The organism is Kaistia sp. SLG-1 (genome assembly GCF_059699055.1).
The window spans coordinates 4,277,973-4,291,406 of sequence record NZ_AP048544.1; the positions used below are offsets into that span (position 1 = coordinate 4,277,973).

General features: G+C 66.7%; 16 protein-coding genes. 2 read left to right on the forward strand and 14 right to left on the reverse strand.

Annotation, left to right across the window (positions count from 1 at the left end; translation table 11 throughout):
• Nucleotides 1-11: 11 nt before the first annotated feature.
• On the reverse strand, nucleotides 12-395 hold the full coding sequence (locus AC6HZP_RS19775; protein ID WP_497524233.1) for a VOC family protein: 384 nt from the start codon (nucleotides 393-395) through the stop codon (nucleotides 12-14).
• On the reverse strand, nucleotides 392-703 hold the full coding sequence (locus tag AC6HZP_RS19780; RefSeq protein ID WP_497524234.1) for a VOC family protein: 312 nt from the start codon (nucleotides 701-703) through the stop codon (nucleotides 392-394). The genes AC6HZP_RS19775 and AC6HZP_RS19780 overlap by 4 nt, the downstream gene beginning before the upstream one ends.
• 2 nt (nucleotides 704-705) lie before the next feature.
• Between AC6HZP_RS19780 and AC6HZP_RS19785 the strand changes: the two genes are divergently transcribed.
• Nucleotides 706-1,518, forward strand: coding sequence for a DeoR/GlpR family DNA-binding transcription regulator (locus tag AC6HZP_RS19785; RefSeq protein ID WP_497524235.1), 813 nt, complete (start codon nucleotides 706-708; stop codon nucleotides 1,516-1,518).
• 60 nt (nucleotides 1,519-1,578) lie between these two features.
• On the opposite strand, the gene AC6HZP_RS19790 is transcribed toward AC6HZP_RS19785, so the two are convergent.
• The 9 genes from AC6HZP_RS19790 to AC6HZP_RS19830 all read right to left on the reverse strand — a co-directional run bounded on the left by AC6HZP_RS19790 (nucleotide 1,579) and on the right by AC6HZP_RS19830 (nucleotide 9,974).
• Nucleotides 1,579-1,833: a DUF1344 domain-containing protein gene (locus AC6HZP_RS19790; protein WP_497524236.1), complete on the reverse strand. Its 255-nt coding sequence runs from the start codon at nucleotides 1,831-1,833 to the stop codon at nucleotides 1,579-1,581.
• A gap of 68 nt (nucleotides 1,834-1,901) precedes the next feature.
• Nucleotides 1,902-4,553, reverse strand: coding sequence for an ABC transporter permease (locus tag AC6HZP_RS19795; RefSeq protein WP_497524237.1), 2,652 nt, complete (start codon nucleotides 4,551-4,553; stop codon nucleotides 1,902-1,904).
• A 2-nt stretch (nucleotides 4,554-4,555) separates the two neighbouring features.
• The gene (locus AC6HZP_RS19800; RefSeq protein ID WP_497524238.1) at nucleotides 4,556-5,236 is read right to left on the reverse strand and encodes an ABC transporter ATP-binding protein; all 681 of its coding nucleotides are present in this window, start codon (nucleotides 5,234-5,236) and stop codon (nucleotides 4,556-4,558) included.
• Nucleotides 5,223-5,888: an ABC transporter ATP-binding protein gene (locus tag AC6HZP_RS19805; RefSeq protein ID WP_497524239.1), complete on the reverse strand. Its 666-nt coding sequence runs from the start codon at nucleotides 5,886-5,888 to the stop codon at nucleotides 5,223-5,225. The genes AC6HZP_RS19800 and AC6HZP_RS19805 overlap by 14 nt, the downstream gene beginning before the upstream one ends.
• A gap of 1 nt (nucleotide 5,889) precedes the next feature.
• Nucleotides 5,890-6,474, reverse strand: coding sequence for a hypothetical protein (locus tag AC6HZP_RS19810; RefSeq protein WP_497524240.1), 585 nt, complete (start codon nucleotides 6,472-6,474; stop codon nucleotides 5,890-5,892).
• A 159-nt stretch (nucleotides 6,475-6,633) separates the two neighbouring features.
• Nucleotides 6,634-7,425 carry a COG4705 family protein gene (locus AC6HZP_RS19815; RefSeq protein ID WP_497524241.1) on the reverse strand — a complete coding sequence of 264 codons (792 nt, stop codon included), beginning with the start codon at nucleotides 7,423-7,425 and terminating at the stop codon, nucleotides 6,634-6,636.
• A 39-nt stretch (nucleotides 7,426-7,464) separates the two neighbouring features.
• Entirely contained in the window at nucleotides 7,465-7,788 is a 324-nt protein-coding gene (locus AC6HZP_RS19820; RefSeq protein WP_497524242.1) for a hypothetical protein, read from the reverse strand.
• A 145-nt stretch (nucleotides 7,789-7,933) separates the two neighbouring features.
• Nucleotides 7,934-9,310 (reverse strand): sensor histidine kinase, encoded by a 1,377-nt coding sequence (locus tag AC6HZP_RS19825; protein ID WP_497524243.1) that lies wholly within the window; start codon nucleotides 9,308-9,310, stop codon nucleotides 7,934-7,936.
• The gene (locus AC6HZP_RS19830; RefSeq protein WP_201400715.1) at nucleotides 9,297-9,974 is read right to left on the reverse strand and encodes a winged helix-turn-helix domain-containing protein; all 678 of its coding nucleotides are present in this window, start codon (nucleotides 9,972-9,974) and stop codon (nucleotides 9,297-9,299) included. The genes AC6HZP_RS19825 and AC6HZP_RS19830 overlap by 14 nt, the downstream gene beginning before the upstream one ends.
• Nucleotides 9,975-10,198: 224 nt before the next feature.
• On the opposite strand from AC6HZP_RS19830, the gene AC6HZP_RS19835 reads away from it, so the two are divergent.
• Nucleotides 10,199-10,792, forward strand: a complete 594-nt coding sequence (locus tag AC6HZP_RS19835) for a YdeI/OmpD-associated family protein (protein WP_497524244.1) — start codon at nucleotides 10,199-10,201, stop codon at nucleotides 10,790-10,792.
• A gap of 55 nt (nucleotides 10,793-10,847) precedes the next feature.
• On the opposite strand, the gene AC6HZP_RS19840 is transcribed toward AC6HZP_RS19835, so the two are convergent.
• The 3 genes from AC6HZP_RS19840 to AC6HZP_RS19850 form a co-directional block, all read right to left on the reverse strand.
• Nucleotides 10,848-12,041 carry an MFS transporter gene (locus tag AC6HZP_RS19840; RefSeq protein WP_497524245.1) on the reverse strand — a complete coding sequence of 398 codons (1,194 nt, stop codon included), beginning with the start codon at nucleotides 12,039-12,041 and terminating at the stop codon, nucleotides 10,848-10,850.
• Between the two features lie 180 nt (nucleotides 12,042-12,221).
• Nucleotides 12,222-13,142: a DUF3313 domain-containing protein gene (locus AC6HZP_RS19845; protein ID WP_497524246.1), complete on the reverse strand. Its 921-nt coding sequence runs from the start codon at nucleotides 13,140-13,142 to the stop codon at nucleotides 12,222-12,224.
• The gene (locus AC6HZP_RS19850; RefSeq protein WP_497524247.1) at nucleotides 13,139-13,375 is read right to left on the reverse strand and encodes a hypothetical protein; all 237 of its coding nucleotides are present in this window, start codon (nucleotides 13,373-13,375) and stop codon (nucleotides 13,139-13,141) included. The genes AC6HZP_RS19845 and AC6HZP_RS19850 overlap by 4 nt, the downstream gene beginning before the upstream one ends.
• Between the last annotated feature and the right edge of the window lie 59 nt (nucleotides 13,376-13,434).

Here is a 13,434-nt window from a genome sequence, read left to right on the forward strand (position 1 = left end):
CTTGAGCTGGGTTAAACGGTCAGTTCGATCCGGACGCCGTCGGGTCCGCTGACGACCGCCTCGTAGTAGCCGTCGCCGGTGCGGCGCGGGCCTTCGAGGAGCAGACCCAGGGCGGCAAAGCGCTCGGCGGCCGCGTCGACGGCATCCGTCGCACCCATGGACAGGGCGACATGGGTCCAGCCGAGATGGTGATCCGGGCCGGGCTCGAGGCCGGGCCTCGCCATCAGCTCGATCCGGAAGCTCTGGCCGAAATAGGCGAACCGCGACGCGAAGCCCGGCTGGCGCTTGCTGTCATAGCGGGGACCGACAATGGCGTTGAAGTGGCGCTCCCAGAAATCGGCGGCCGCGTCCAGGTCGGACACCCAGACCGCGATGTGGTGAAGGCTAGGCGTCATGCGCTTGGCCCTCCCCCGCCGTGCCGTCCGGATAGACGCCACAGCGGCTCCATTCCGCCGGACGGATAGGCGTATCCCTTCTCGCATCCGAGGACGCCGATGTAGAAATCCATGCCCTTGCGGAGATCGTCGACCCGGAAGACGACATGATCAAAGCCTGCCAGGTTGAACGGAAAATCGGAATGAGTGCGCATCGCGTTTATCTTCAATAATCCACGGCGAATTCTGGAACGGCGCCCGGCCGGAGGGGGACCTGCCAGGGACACCCCGTCGAGCCAGCGACGAGGCCATCCTTGCAGAACGCGCATAAATGCGCAACAACGTGTTTAAACAAGGAATGCTACGGATGTTCACGGACGAACGACATGAACGAATTCGGCAGGAACTTGCAGAGAATGGAAGGGTTCTCGCCGCCGAGCTGGCGGGCCAATTCGGCGTGTCCGAGGACACCATCCGCCGCGACCTGCGCGAGATGGCGAAGGCCGGCCTGTGCCGCCGGGTGTATGGCGGCGCGCTGGCCGTTTCGCCGGCCCCCGATGGCGGACCTCTGGGAGAACGGTTGCTGGCAGGCCGGGATTCGAAGGCGAGGCTCGGACATGTCGCAGCCGGCCTGGTGAAGGAGGCCCAGACGATCTTCATCGATGCGGGCTCGACAAATGTCGCCATCGCGCGCGCCCTGCCGCTTGACCGGAAATTCACGGTCGTCACGAATTCCCCGGCCATTGCCGTGGCCCTTGCGGGGCATCGCAATTGCACGACGATCCTGCTCGGCGGGGTGTTCAACCCGGACAAGGGCGCCTGTCTCGGCGCCCAGACGCTGCGCGAGGTGCAGCAGGTTTATGCCGATTTGCTGATCCTGGGCAGCTGCGGCCTGTCCCCCCTTGTCGGCGTGACGGCGCTGGATTGGGACGAGGCCCAGATCAAGCGCGCCATGGTGCAGCAGAGCCGCGACGTCCTGCTGGCGGCCACCAACGACAAGCTCGATACGGTCGCGCCCTTCCGCATTTGCGAGATCAACGACATAGGCCAGCTGATCCTCGAGGGAGATGCTTCGCCGGCTACGATCCGCGCATTGAGGGAAATGGGTCCGACCGTGCACCAGGCCGACGAAGGGGCGGACTGAGCCCTTCTGTGCCATGCCCGGGCAGGACGCCTCCCTGCCCGGACATCGCGGCTCAGCCCGTCATTTGACGATCTGAACCTTGGAGGCCGTCATCTTGCCGGCCGTGGTCGCGTAGGTGACCTTGACCTTCTCGCCTGCCTTCAGCGTCTCGGCCTCGACGCCCTCGGCGAGGACGAAGGTCTTGCCGTCCGACAGCGTGATCGAATCCGTCTTCGGGTTGACGGACTTGATCGTTCCCTGCGTTTCGGCGGCGGCGGCCGGTCCGGCGAGACCGGCCGTGACGAGCACGGCGCCGAGCAAAATGTGTATCTTCATCATGGTTCTCCGTTGCATTGGCCCCCTGCCCCGACAGCCGTCTCCATCCGGATCCGGCCGATCTGTCTTCAAGGTGCGAGCTCCGTCGTTGAGAGTTGCGTCGCCCGCCGCGTCATCCACGTCGCGGCGACGAGGGTGGCCGCCGCCGCGACGGCAAGGACGGCCAGCAGGTATCCGAAAGGGATGGTCAGCGCCTCGGGCGGCGGGTCGAACACGCCGTTCAGTAGCCGGACCAGCACATAGGCGACGAGCCAGCCGGTGATCCCGCCGAAAAAGGCGCCGCCGGCCAGGATCAGCCCCGCCTCGCTCCAGACGAAGGCGGCGATATGCTTCGGCCGGGCGCCGAGCGCGGAGAGGATGGCGAAGGCACGTTGCCGGTCGGCAAGGCCGAGCGCGAAGACGAGGCCCGACGAGGCGACCACCATGACGAGGGCGAAGCCGAGTTCCAGCGTCGTCAGGCCGGAGAGGTCGACGGCGGTCAGGCTCGAGCCGATCGTCTCGACGGCCTGGTCGATCGTGGTGACCCTGACGCCGGGCGTCCCCGCCGCGATGGCTCCGGCATCGCCAGCGAGCTGGCGCACCGAGACCTTGGCGCGCAGGAGCACGGTTTCGCTGTCGGGAAAACCGGTCTTCTCGGCGACATAGGCGGCGTTCGCGACGAGGAAGGAATCCTTCGGCGCCGTCGGGAATTCGCGCACCACGCCGACAATGTGAAACGGCACCGCATGATACCCGCCATCCGATCGCGTCTGCAGGCGGAGGTTGATCGGGTCGCCGCGCGCGAGCTGGTAGTCGTTGATCGTTTCCTGCGCCACGAGGACGCCGTCCGGCGTGCGGGCGAGTTCGGCGAGCGTCGCGCGCGCATCGCCGCTGGCGAAGAATGCGTCGTCGATAGCGGTTGCCTGGCCGATCGTCGCCGGGTCGATGCCATAAAGGTCCTGCAGATCGGCGCCGACATAGGCATAGCGATGCTGCATCGGCACGATCGCGTCGGCGGAGACGAGCCCGGCCAGCGACGACAACAGCCGCGACGCCGGCGAGGCCGGCGTCCCGCTCAGGGTCACGTCCGAGCCGTTGGTGAGCTCGGCATCGACGCGGGCCTGGGCGGCATAGGTCGCGTTGAAGATGGCGGTCGAACCGGCGAAGGCGAAGGCGAGCGCGGCCATGGCGATGCCGGCCGTCAGCCGCCGGCTCTGGCGGGCGAATGTAGCGGCGACGACGCCCGACAATCGCCCTGCGACGGGCCGGACGAGCGTCGAGACAAGGGCGCGGCCGCGGGTCAGCAACACTCGGCTGAGGCGGATCGCCAGCAGGCCGAGGCCGAGCCAGAGCAGCAGCGGCGTCAGGAAGGCCGTATAGTCGACGGCGATGGCGGCGACGCCCTCCGGCGCCAGCACGACCTGGTAGCCGCCGGCGGCCGAACGCCAGTAGCTCAGCGCGGCGAGCGCGACCAGCACGAGATCGAGATGCAGGCGGAGCCAGAGCGGCCCTCGATCGACGCCGACGGCCCGTTGCGCCTCGGCCACGGTCTGGCCCTGCGCGTTTCGCCATGCAGGCCAGAGGATGGCGACAAGGGCCAGGGCGACGCCGCAGGCGATCGCCAGACCGATCGACGGCAGATCGGCCGATGCGGCGAGGCTTCGCCCGAGCCCGATCCGCATGGCGATCCCGGCGATGACGATGCCGGCTGCGGCGCCGGCGAGGCCGGTTGCGATCGCCTCGGTCGCGGCGAGGCCGGTGATCCGGGCGACCGAGGCGCCGCGCAGCCGCAGCAGCGCCTGATCGCGCCGCCGCGTCTCGGCGCCGGCCGCGGCGACGGCGAAGGTCAACAGCGCCGCCAGCGCGGCACCGGGCGCGCCGAGGAAGAGGAACAGGACGCGGGCGTAGAGCGCATCCTCGCGGACAGCGTCGAGGCGAGTCGCGAGATTGTTGGCGAGCAGCGCCGTGCCGGCCAGGCTGGCCTCGAGATGGTGGCCCTGATCGGTTGCCTGCAGGCTGGCCGCGACGGGATCGGCCGGTAGCCGGCCGTGATCGAGGCGCACGTGGAATTGCCGGTGCACCGTATCGGGCCGCACCGCCGCCTGCGGATCGAAGGCAGCGGTCCACGCGGCCATCGGCAGGATCAGCACATTGTCGGGCGGTGCGACCGGCGCGGCGCCGGCGGTGGCGCCGATCGCCTGGAACAGCGCGTCGGCGTTGGGCAGCTCGACCACGCCGCCGACGACGGCCTGGGTATCGGGGACGCCGACGCGGTGGATGGTGACGGTGTCGCCGAGGCCGACATGCAGATTGGCGGCCGTCTGCTGGGCGACCAACGCGCCGTTCAGGTTGCCCAGCAAGAGCCGCGCCTGACCGGGGAAACGGGCGAAATAGTCGGCGCCGACGCCGAGCACCTTGCCGGCTCCCGTCGTCTGCACGCCATCCGGGGTCGAGGCTTCGAACCCGGCGACATCGGAATAAAGGACCGTTTCGAGCGCCCGAACGCTGCCGGATTGCCGGATCGCGGTCGCCGCGCTCTCGGCGTCGAAGCCGCCAAGGGCCAGAACTTGCCAGTCGACCGGCACCGAGGCGGCGGCGCGCGCCGTCATCGTCGCCGTGCTGGCGCGAAGGAAGGCGCCGAGCGCCGCGATCAGCGCGACGGTGAGCGCAATCCCGGCGATGGCGCCCAACAGCCGCCAGCCACGGGCCCGGACCAGGCCGGAGAACCAGAGCCGCTGCATGATCAGCCCTCCCGCCCGTCCGGAACGAGCCGGCCATGATCGAGCTGCCAGACCCGGTCCATCCGCGCCACGACGGCGGGATCGTGGGTCGCCAGGACCAGCGCCGTATCGGATCCATCGAGGAAGGCGAGCAGATGGTCGAGAAGCAGCGCGGCACTGCCGTGGTCGAGCTGTCCCGTCGGCTCGTCCGCGAGGAGCAACCGGGGCGCCGACACCATGGCGCGCGCCATGGCGACGCGTTGTGCCTGCCCGCCCGAGAGCTCCTCCGGCAGGCGATCCGCCAGCGCCGCGAGATCCAGCGTCGCGAGCATCCGCATCGCGGCGGCGGCGCCATCGTCGCCATCCTCGCCGAGCAGGATCGGCAGCGCGACGTTCTCGGCGCTGGTCAGCGCCGGCATCAGGCTGGCCGACTGGAACACGACGCCGATCTGGCGCGGACGTAATTGATCCTTCGAACCGAGGCCGGGCCAGTCCAGCGCGCCGCTGGTCGGCTCGTCCAGTCCGGCGATCAGGTGCAGCAGTGTGGTCTTGCCGCTGCCGGACGGGCCGACGACGGCGATCCGGTCGCGCGGCCGGATCGTGAACGAAATCGGCGCCAGCGCCGCGACCTCGCCATCACCGCGCCGGAACGATCGCGCGATCTGCCGGGCCTCCACGAGCACGTCGCCACTAGCGCTGCACATGGACGATCCGCCCGTCGGACAAGGGGAGGATGCGATCGGCGCGGCGCGAGACCGCCTCGCTATGGGTCGCAACCAGCACCGCCGTGCCGCCGGCGCAGAGATCGGAGAGACGGCGGAGCACGAGGCGCTCGGTTTCGGCGTCGACCTGACCGGTCGGCTCGTCACAGAGCAGGATCTCGGCCTGCTGCGTCATCGCGACGGCGAGGCCGGCCCGCGCCGCCTCGCCGCCGGAAAGCTCGCGTGGCAATGCGTCGGCGAGAGCGGCGAGGCCGAGCCCGTCCAGAATGGCGTCCGCCCCGGCCGATGGCCGGTCTGACAGGCCGCATTGCAGACGCATCTGGTCGCGCAGCCTCAGGTGATCGAACAGATTGCCCGTCTGCATCAGCACGCCGATATGCCGGGCCCGGATGCGGGCGCGCTCGGTCTCCGGCCGGCGGGTCATGCGCTGGCCCAGCACGTCGACGGTGCCGCCATCGGGGTCGTCCAGCCCGGCGAGACAGGCGAGCAGGGTCGACTTGCCGCTGCCGGACGGCCCCCGGAGCGCCACGAACTCCCCGGCCGAAAGGACGAGATCGACGCCACGCAGCGCCGCCACCTCGTCGTCGCCACGATGGAAGAAGCGGTAGAGCTCATGGGCGACGAGCACATTCATGTCACGGCCAGCGAAGCGAATTCGAGATCAGCTGCCACTGATCGGCATTGTCGGCCCCGGCCGGCGCAGCCAGATCGAGCGTGATCGTCTTGCCCTGGTTGAAGAAGACGAAGCGCTCGTGCTCCAGCCGGACCTGCTTGCCGGTGACGGCGTTCGGCTCGGAATTGGCGAGATAGGCGATGCGCAGCGCCGGTCCGCCCTTGAGCCGGACGTCCTGCATCTTGCCCAGCTTGACGGCGTGGCCGTTCTTCTCCAGCGCCGCGACCTCGTCCGCCCTGGCGCTGGCGGCCTTCGGAGCCGCGGCGGCCGTGCCGACGGTCATCTCGATCTGATCATATTTGTCGAAGAAGCGGGTGCCGTTCGGGATCTCCACCCGCGACCAGCCCTCCGGCACCTTGACCTTAAATCCGGCCGGCGCCTGGTAGTCGATGAAGACCTGGTCGTCGGGAATGTCGCCGGGCGGGTTCCGCTCCGGCGCCACCAGCTTTTCCTGGGCGATGGCCGGGTAGAGCCCGCCCGGCGCGCCGCCAAGGTTGGCGACGGCGATGAGGAGAACCAGGGCACCGCCCCTGAACCTGCTCTTCATGATCCCCTCCCGAAGATGCCTGTTTTTTTCCGATTGGCGGATCGTCCGACATCAAACTGGCCGTGACCTGACGGGCCGCTTACGGATCCGACAGGTTCAAGGCAGATCCGGCCTCAGCGACCGGCCGCCATGGGCGGCCAGCCGCGGGGACTTGCCGCGCTAGTCGCCCCGGTCGATCAGCGCTGCCCGGTCGTCCTGCTTCGCCGTCATGAAGACGACGATGGCGGAGATGCAGAGCAGGAAGATCGTGCTGGTCAGGATCGTGCCCATGCCGAGCCCGCCATATTCGAGCGGCTGCGACAGCAGATCGCCGAACGACGCGCCGAGCGGGCGGGTCAGGATATAGGCGAGCCAGAAGGCCAGGACGCCATCGATGTTGAAGAGGTAGTAGGCCAGCGCGATGGCGCCGATGACGCCGCCGAAGATCAGCCCCGTCGTCAGGTAGCCGAGGTCGAAATGCTCGGCCACCAGATCGCCCGCCGCCGTGCCGAGGGCGAAGGTGAACAGGATCGCCAGCCAGTAGAACAGCTCGCGCCGCGTGGTGAAGACGGTGTGGATCGACAGCGTCCGTTCCGACGCATACCAGAGGCCGAAGGTGGCGAGCAGCAGGCCGCTGAACAGGACGGTCGAGATCGTCAGCGGCACGCCGAAATTGTCGGTGAGATTGTCGGTCACCAGCGTACCGACGATGCTGATCAGGACGACGGCGAGCCAGTAGGCCCAGGGCACGTAGCGCTTCTGGGCGAATTGCGCGACGAGGGCGACGACGAGGATCGCCGCCATCAGCAGCGAGGTCGCCGTCAGCCCGAGCCCCATGTTGACGGCCAGATAATCCGCCGCCGTTTCGCCCATGGTGACGGCCATCAGCTTGATCAGCCAGAAATCGACGGTGACGTCGGGAACGCGGTTGGCGGGCGAGCCGTCCAACGCGCTCGGCGAGGAGAAGGACATGTTTCGCATCCTTGCTTCAGGGCTTGATTGGGAGGGCCGCTATTTGCCGAGGATCGCCATGCCCTGCTTGAAGAAGGCATCGGCGCGCTTGTCGTCGTCGGCGTTGCAGCGTTCGACCCCCTTGGCCTCGAGCTCGTCGAGCTTGGCCTGATCGGCCGCCGACAGCGTCACGCCGGCCTTGGCCGCGCGCAGCTGCGCCAGCATGTCCTCGCACGGCACCGCGGCGGCGGCGCTGGCGGCGAGCGGCGCGGCGAGCAATGCGGCGCCGAACACGATGGCGGCCAGCATCAGGCTCGCGCCGCCGCGCGCGGCCAAGGCCGGCGCGATCCTGTCGGCGATGCGGGTCTGGTTCTCGTCGATCATGGGCATGGCAGGATCCCTTTCCACCGGCTGTCGGCCGGCTTTGCCGGGAGTCTGCTGACGGTCGTCCGCTCCCGGTCGAACCGGGATAGCCGAGCCCCCATACCCCGACCTGACGGGCTTCATACGGATCGGTATGAAAGCGACGTCAGACGGTCCGGCGCGGCGGCAGGTTGGGGAACTCGATGGTGACGCAGAGGCCGGGCTGATTGTCGGAGAGCACCAGTCTGGCGCCATGCAGGTCCGCCACCGCCTTCACCAGGCTGAGGCCGAGGCCGGAACCCGGCGTCGTCCGGCTCTTTTCCAGGCGATAGAGCCGGCGCAGCACGTTGGCCCGTTCGCTCTCGGGGATGCCCGGCCCGTCATCCGTGACCCGCAGCGTCGTTGCGGCGTCCGTCGCCGCCACGCGAAGGCCGATGCTTGTCCCGGCCGGACCGTGGATCATCGCGTTCTCGACCAGATTGGCGCACATCTGCAAAAGCAGCTGCCGGTCGCCGGAAATGGCGTGAGAAACGTCCCCGGCCTCGAAATGCAGCGTGCGGCCGCTTTCTCCCGCGACCTCGACATAGGCCTCCGCGATCGCAGCCGCGACGTCGCCGAGCCGGACCGGAGCAAACCGCGCCTTGCGCGCGCCGGCCTCGATCTGGGCGATGCGCAGCAGGGCGTCGAAGGTGGCATTGATCCGGTCGCTTTCGGCGTCGGCTTCCTCCAGTTCCGCCGCCACGGGCTCACCCGCCTCCTGCTTGCCGAGGGCTGCCCGGATCGTCAGCTTCAGCCGGTTCAGCGGCGTCTTCAGATCATGCGCGATATCGGCCGCGACCTGCCTCATGCCCTCGAACAGGCCAGACAGGCGGTCGAGCGTGTCGTTGATGCGGACGGAGAGCACGTCGATGTCGTCGCCATTGCCGATGAGCGGAATGCGCGCGCCGAGTTCGCCCTCGGAGATCCGGGCCATCGTGCCGGCGATCGCATCCATGCGCCGTTGCAGGCGCCGCGCCAGGATCCAGCCGCCCGCGACCGCGACGAGCAGCGCGACCAGGGTCGCCCACATGAAGGTGACGGCGGTGATCGCGCCGACGGTCTCGATCTCGGCATAGCTCTTGCCGACGACGAGGCGATAGCCGCTGCCGATATCGCCGGCGAGCAGGCGGTAGCGGGCGTCGCCATCGAGGCCGAGATCGCGCGCCGCCGCGGTCGACCAGCCGAGCGACACTGCCCTCTGCGCGATATTGCCGACGAGCCGGGCCCCGCCCCTTCCCGTCAGCAGGAAGATCTGATCGGCCGCGCGCGCCACCGCGACATGGTTCTGCACCAGGCCGATCAGATCCTCGATATCGTTGTCGCCATAGGAGGCGGCGAGGACGGCATAGGTCTCGCCGACATCCCGGTCGAGCTTGGCCACCAGGTTTTGCCGCACCACCTGCACGGCGACGAGGCTGGCGACGACGAAGGCGACGAGAAACAGGGCGGAGAAGATGACGGCCAGTCGGAACGGCGTGCTGCGGAGCAGCCTAGCGCGGCGCATGGATGCTGTAGCCGATGTTTCGGATCGTCTGCAGCAACGGCACGTCGAAGGGCTTGTCGATCTTGGCGCGCAGCCGGCTGATATGCGTTTCCACGACACTGGTCTTCGGGTCGAAATGGAAGTCCCAGACCCGCTCCAGCAGCATCGTGCGGGTCACGACCCGTCCCTCGTTGCGCATCAGCACCTCCAGCAGCGTGAATTCGCGCGGCTGCAGGTCGATCCGCTGTCCGGAGCGGGTGGCGGTCCGTTTGATCAGGTCCAGTTCCAGATCGGCCGTCCGAAGCACCGTCTTGTGTTCCTGGACCGGCGGGCGGCGCAGCAGCGCGTTGACCCGCGCCATCAGTTCCGAGAAGGCGAACGGCTTGACGAGATAGTCGTCGGCGCCTGCCTCCAGCCCCTCGACGCGGTCATCGACCCCGCCCATCGCGGTGAGGAATATGGCAGGCGACTTCACCCCGGCGGCGCGAATGGCCTTCAGCAGCGACAGGCCGTCGAGCCCGGGCAGCATCCGGTCGATGACCAGCACGTCATAGGGCTCGTTGGCCGCAAGCGTCAGCGCATCCAGGCCCTGCGCCACCGCATCGCAGACATGACCGGCTTCGGTGAAACCCTTCACGAGATAGTCCGACGTCCGGGCGTCATCCTCGATCACGAGCAGTTTCATGCCCGGTCCTCCGTCATGACCGCCAGATCCGGCACAGGCAGGCCCTGAGTTGGGAACACGTCCGCAACTCCCTCTCCAGCATGCAGGACCCGATACCGCCGAGGCCCTTGTCGCTCAACATACGCTTTCGTAAGGCGCGCCGCGCGAATACGACACCGGCAGATGACCTCGTCTAAGTTCTCTTGATAAACGTGGTACGCAAAGCAGAATGCGCAGGAGCCCCGATGGCCGCCTTTATCGTCGATATGGACAAGGTCCGGACCTTTGCCGGCCCTGAGGACTTCTACGACTGGCTGAGCAAGAACCATGCTTCCGAAACGGAAGTGTGGGTCCGGCTGCACAAGAAGGATTCCGGGATACCCTCGATCACGGCCAAGGAGGCGGTAGACGTCGTCCTGTGCTGGGGCTGGATCGACGCCATCCGCAAGGGCCTGGACCAGACGAGCTTCCTCCAGCGCTACACCCCGCGCGGCAAGAAGAGCGTCTGGAGCCAGGTCAATGTCGAGAATGTCGGACGGCTGGTTGCCGAAGGCCGCATGACCGAACACGGCCTGAAACACGTCGAAGCCGCCAAGGCCGATGGCCGATGGAACAAGGCCTACCGTATCAGCGGCGCCGAGATCCCTGCCGATCTGCTGGCGGCGATCGAGGCCGACCCGCAGGCAAAGGCAACGTTCGACGGTCTCAGCGCGCAAAACCGCTTCGCGCTGATCTTCCGGCTGAACAATCTGAAAACCGAGGCCGGGCGCCAGAAACGCATCATCGCTTTCGTCGAAATGCTCCGACGCGGCGAGGCGATACACCCGCAGAAGAAATAGGCCGGCCCGCCATTGGCCTCGCCAGCCTCCGACGATACCGGCCGCATCACCAATCTCAGAGATCAGAGCGCGCGGACAGATACGCTGAAGCCGTTTCCGGCGGAGGCGGAACGCTGTGCGCAACGAGCTTTCCGCGCGCCAGTACGACGACGCCGACTATAGTCGAAGCCAGCACGAGCCAGATCATCCGATCGAATTGGTCGCCCTCGACCAAACGGCCTGAGACAGCTGGCGCCAGTGACGAAATCAGTGTCGACCACCCCATGATGGCCGCGGCGAGCCCACCGGTGCCGTCCACCTTCATCGCAAGGGCAGTAAGGAATGGCCCGACGAAGACGAAGAAGAAGAACATGACAACGAGGCTGGAAATGTAGATCGCCGGCGTCGTTGAAAGCGTGAGCATCGCGCACCCTCCGCCGAAGCAAAGTATGCCCGCCACAGCCAACGTCCGCTCACGCCCGGGCTTGGCGAGAGCCAGCGCGGCGACCCCGGCCGCAAGTCCCGCGAGAAGCGTAAATCCAAGGGCCTCCCCTACCTGGCTGACGGTTAGCCCGGACTTGACGCCAATTCTTTCAACAAAAGGCCAAACCGCCCCGCCGGCAAAAAGATAGGCAACCGTGCCGATTGCGAGCGGGGACCGTCCTACCGTGGAGAGCCGCAACGGCGGTCCCGTTTCGTTCCAGCGCTCAGGCAGGGCCGTCGCAATGATGGCGCAGCCGATGGAGATCGCTGCGCTGAACCAGAAAAGCCAACGAAAGCCGCCTTCCTGGGTCACATTTCCGCCCACCACGACGACGCCCACGCCGACCAACGTGACGACGACGGTTACGAGCGCTGACATGCGGTCCACGCGCGCCGCGGTAGCGAGGGCGGCAAAGCCCGCCAAGGCGACAAGCCCTGTGCTGGCGCCCACAAACAGGCGCCAGAAGCAGATCGTCGCGAAGCTATCGCTCATGCCTGACGCAACATTGCCGATGATGGCCCCGGTCAGACCGAAAACGCCAAGGGTCCTGGTGCCGAACCGGCGCGGAAGGCGCGGAAAGCAAACGAGAACGATCGAGAAGATCAGCGGCTCGATCGTGCCCACAACTCCGGCTTGGGAGCTCGACAGCTTCAAGCCATCCATCAGCGCGCCTGTCTGCAGCGGGCCGAGGTTGATCGGCAGGGCCAGAAAGATGTTGATGCCGATCAGGCCGACAAGGAGCCAGATTTCGTCGAATTTCTGCCTCTTGGAACTGCGGCTCGCCATGACTCTCCTTGGTCTGCCACTCATCTGGTGGCCCGTTCCTGTCGTGTGGGTTTGGCTGCGGCCGATTGGGGCGGCGTCAGGGGCCGAGCTGGCGCAGTCAGCCGAGCCATGCGCGAGGCGACGGATGCCGCGAGGTTGGCTTCACACGTCGATGGCGATCCCGCGTTCTCTCGTCACCGGCTACTCTGTCCCGCGTTGAGCGACGCTGGATCTCGCAACGGCGTGTTCAGGCACCTTGTCGGTCCAGGCCGGCGGAAGACCCAACTCGCCGCCGACCAAGCCTGGGAGGCCGGGTGCGCGGCCGAATGCCTCGCAGGCTGCATATTTGGATTGGCCTCCGAGGCCCGACCGAACCCGGTGCAGCGGCGGAAGCGAGGGGCCACCTCCGAAAGGTGACTTCCCGATCAGCAGAATCTTGCTGAAATCATTGCCGAAAGATGCCGCCAGGCTATAGGCATCCCCCACACGAGAGGCGCGTGCCTTGTTGGCGAAAGAGTTCGCGCCCCGCGCCCAGACTATGCCTGCCTTCTGGGTGCCGTCCTTTCCAATAGCCTCGGCCTCGACGGACAGCCCTCCCAGTCCGATTGGAAGTCTCGGAACACCAACGGGGAGAACAACGGAGCTTCCCAGAGAGGCGACCGTCGAAAGGGCGGCGGCGCCGGCATCTGTCGGAATAACGTTGGTCACGACCGCATGCACAGTGAGATCGGCCGGCTGATTTTCTGAAACGACCTCGAATCGGTCGCTCAGTCGTACGCACATCGCCCGGTCCAGCGTGTTGGTAACGAGAGCGCGGTCTTCGGCTTTGGCTATCGACCGAGTTGCCCTGGCCGAAAATGTCGTAGGCACAATCCTGACCGTTCTCGCGGACAACACGGCGGCACTATCGACGTGGATGTTTGCCTGGGTCACATGCCCGTGGGTCGGAACAAGCTTGTCGTACGACGACAAGGAGCCAGCCTGCCACAATGGCGCCTTTGCGCAGCCTGTGAGGATGGCCAACAGAAATATTGCCGTGGCGGATCGATATATTGCCTGCTTTGACGCGGGCCCTGCGATGTCTCTACCAATCGATTTGGCATTGTCGCCCTTGCTATTCATAGCCGCGCCTTTTCCATTGCGATCAATACACGCTTCGAATGGACAGATTGATCAGCATCTATACTGATTGATATTGTCGAAGGCAGATGATCTACGGCAAAGCCTGGCGACCTTTCGGCCGCGACTGCAACGGGAGTCGAGAATACAACGGCATTGATCATGAAAAATGTCGGACGCAATACGCAGGTCGCAACATAGAGTATTATTTCTGGATTTCGTGCTGTCAGCTTCATGGGGTAGCCTCGTGTATTCGCAAGGAAACTGCCCGAAAACTCGAGCCAGGGCGCGATTT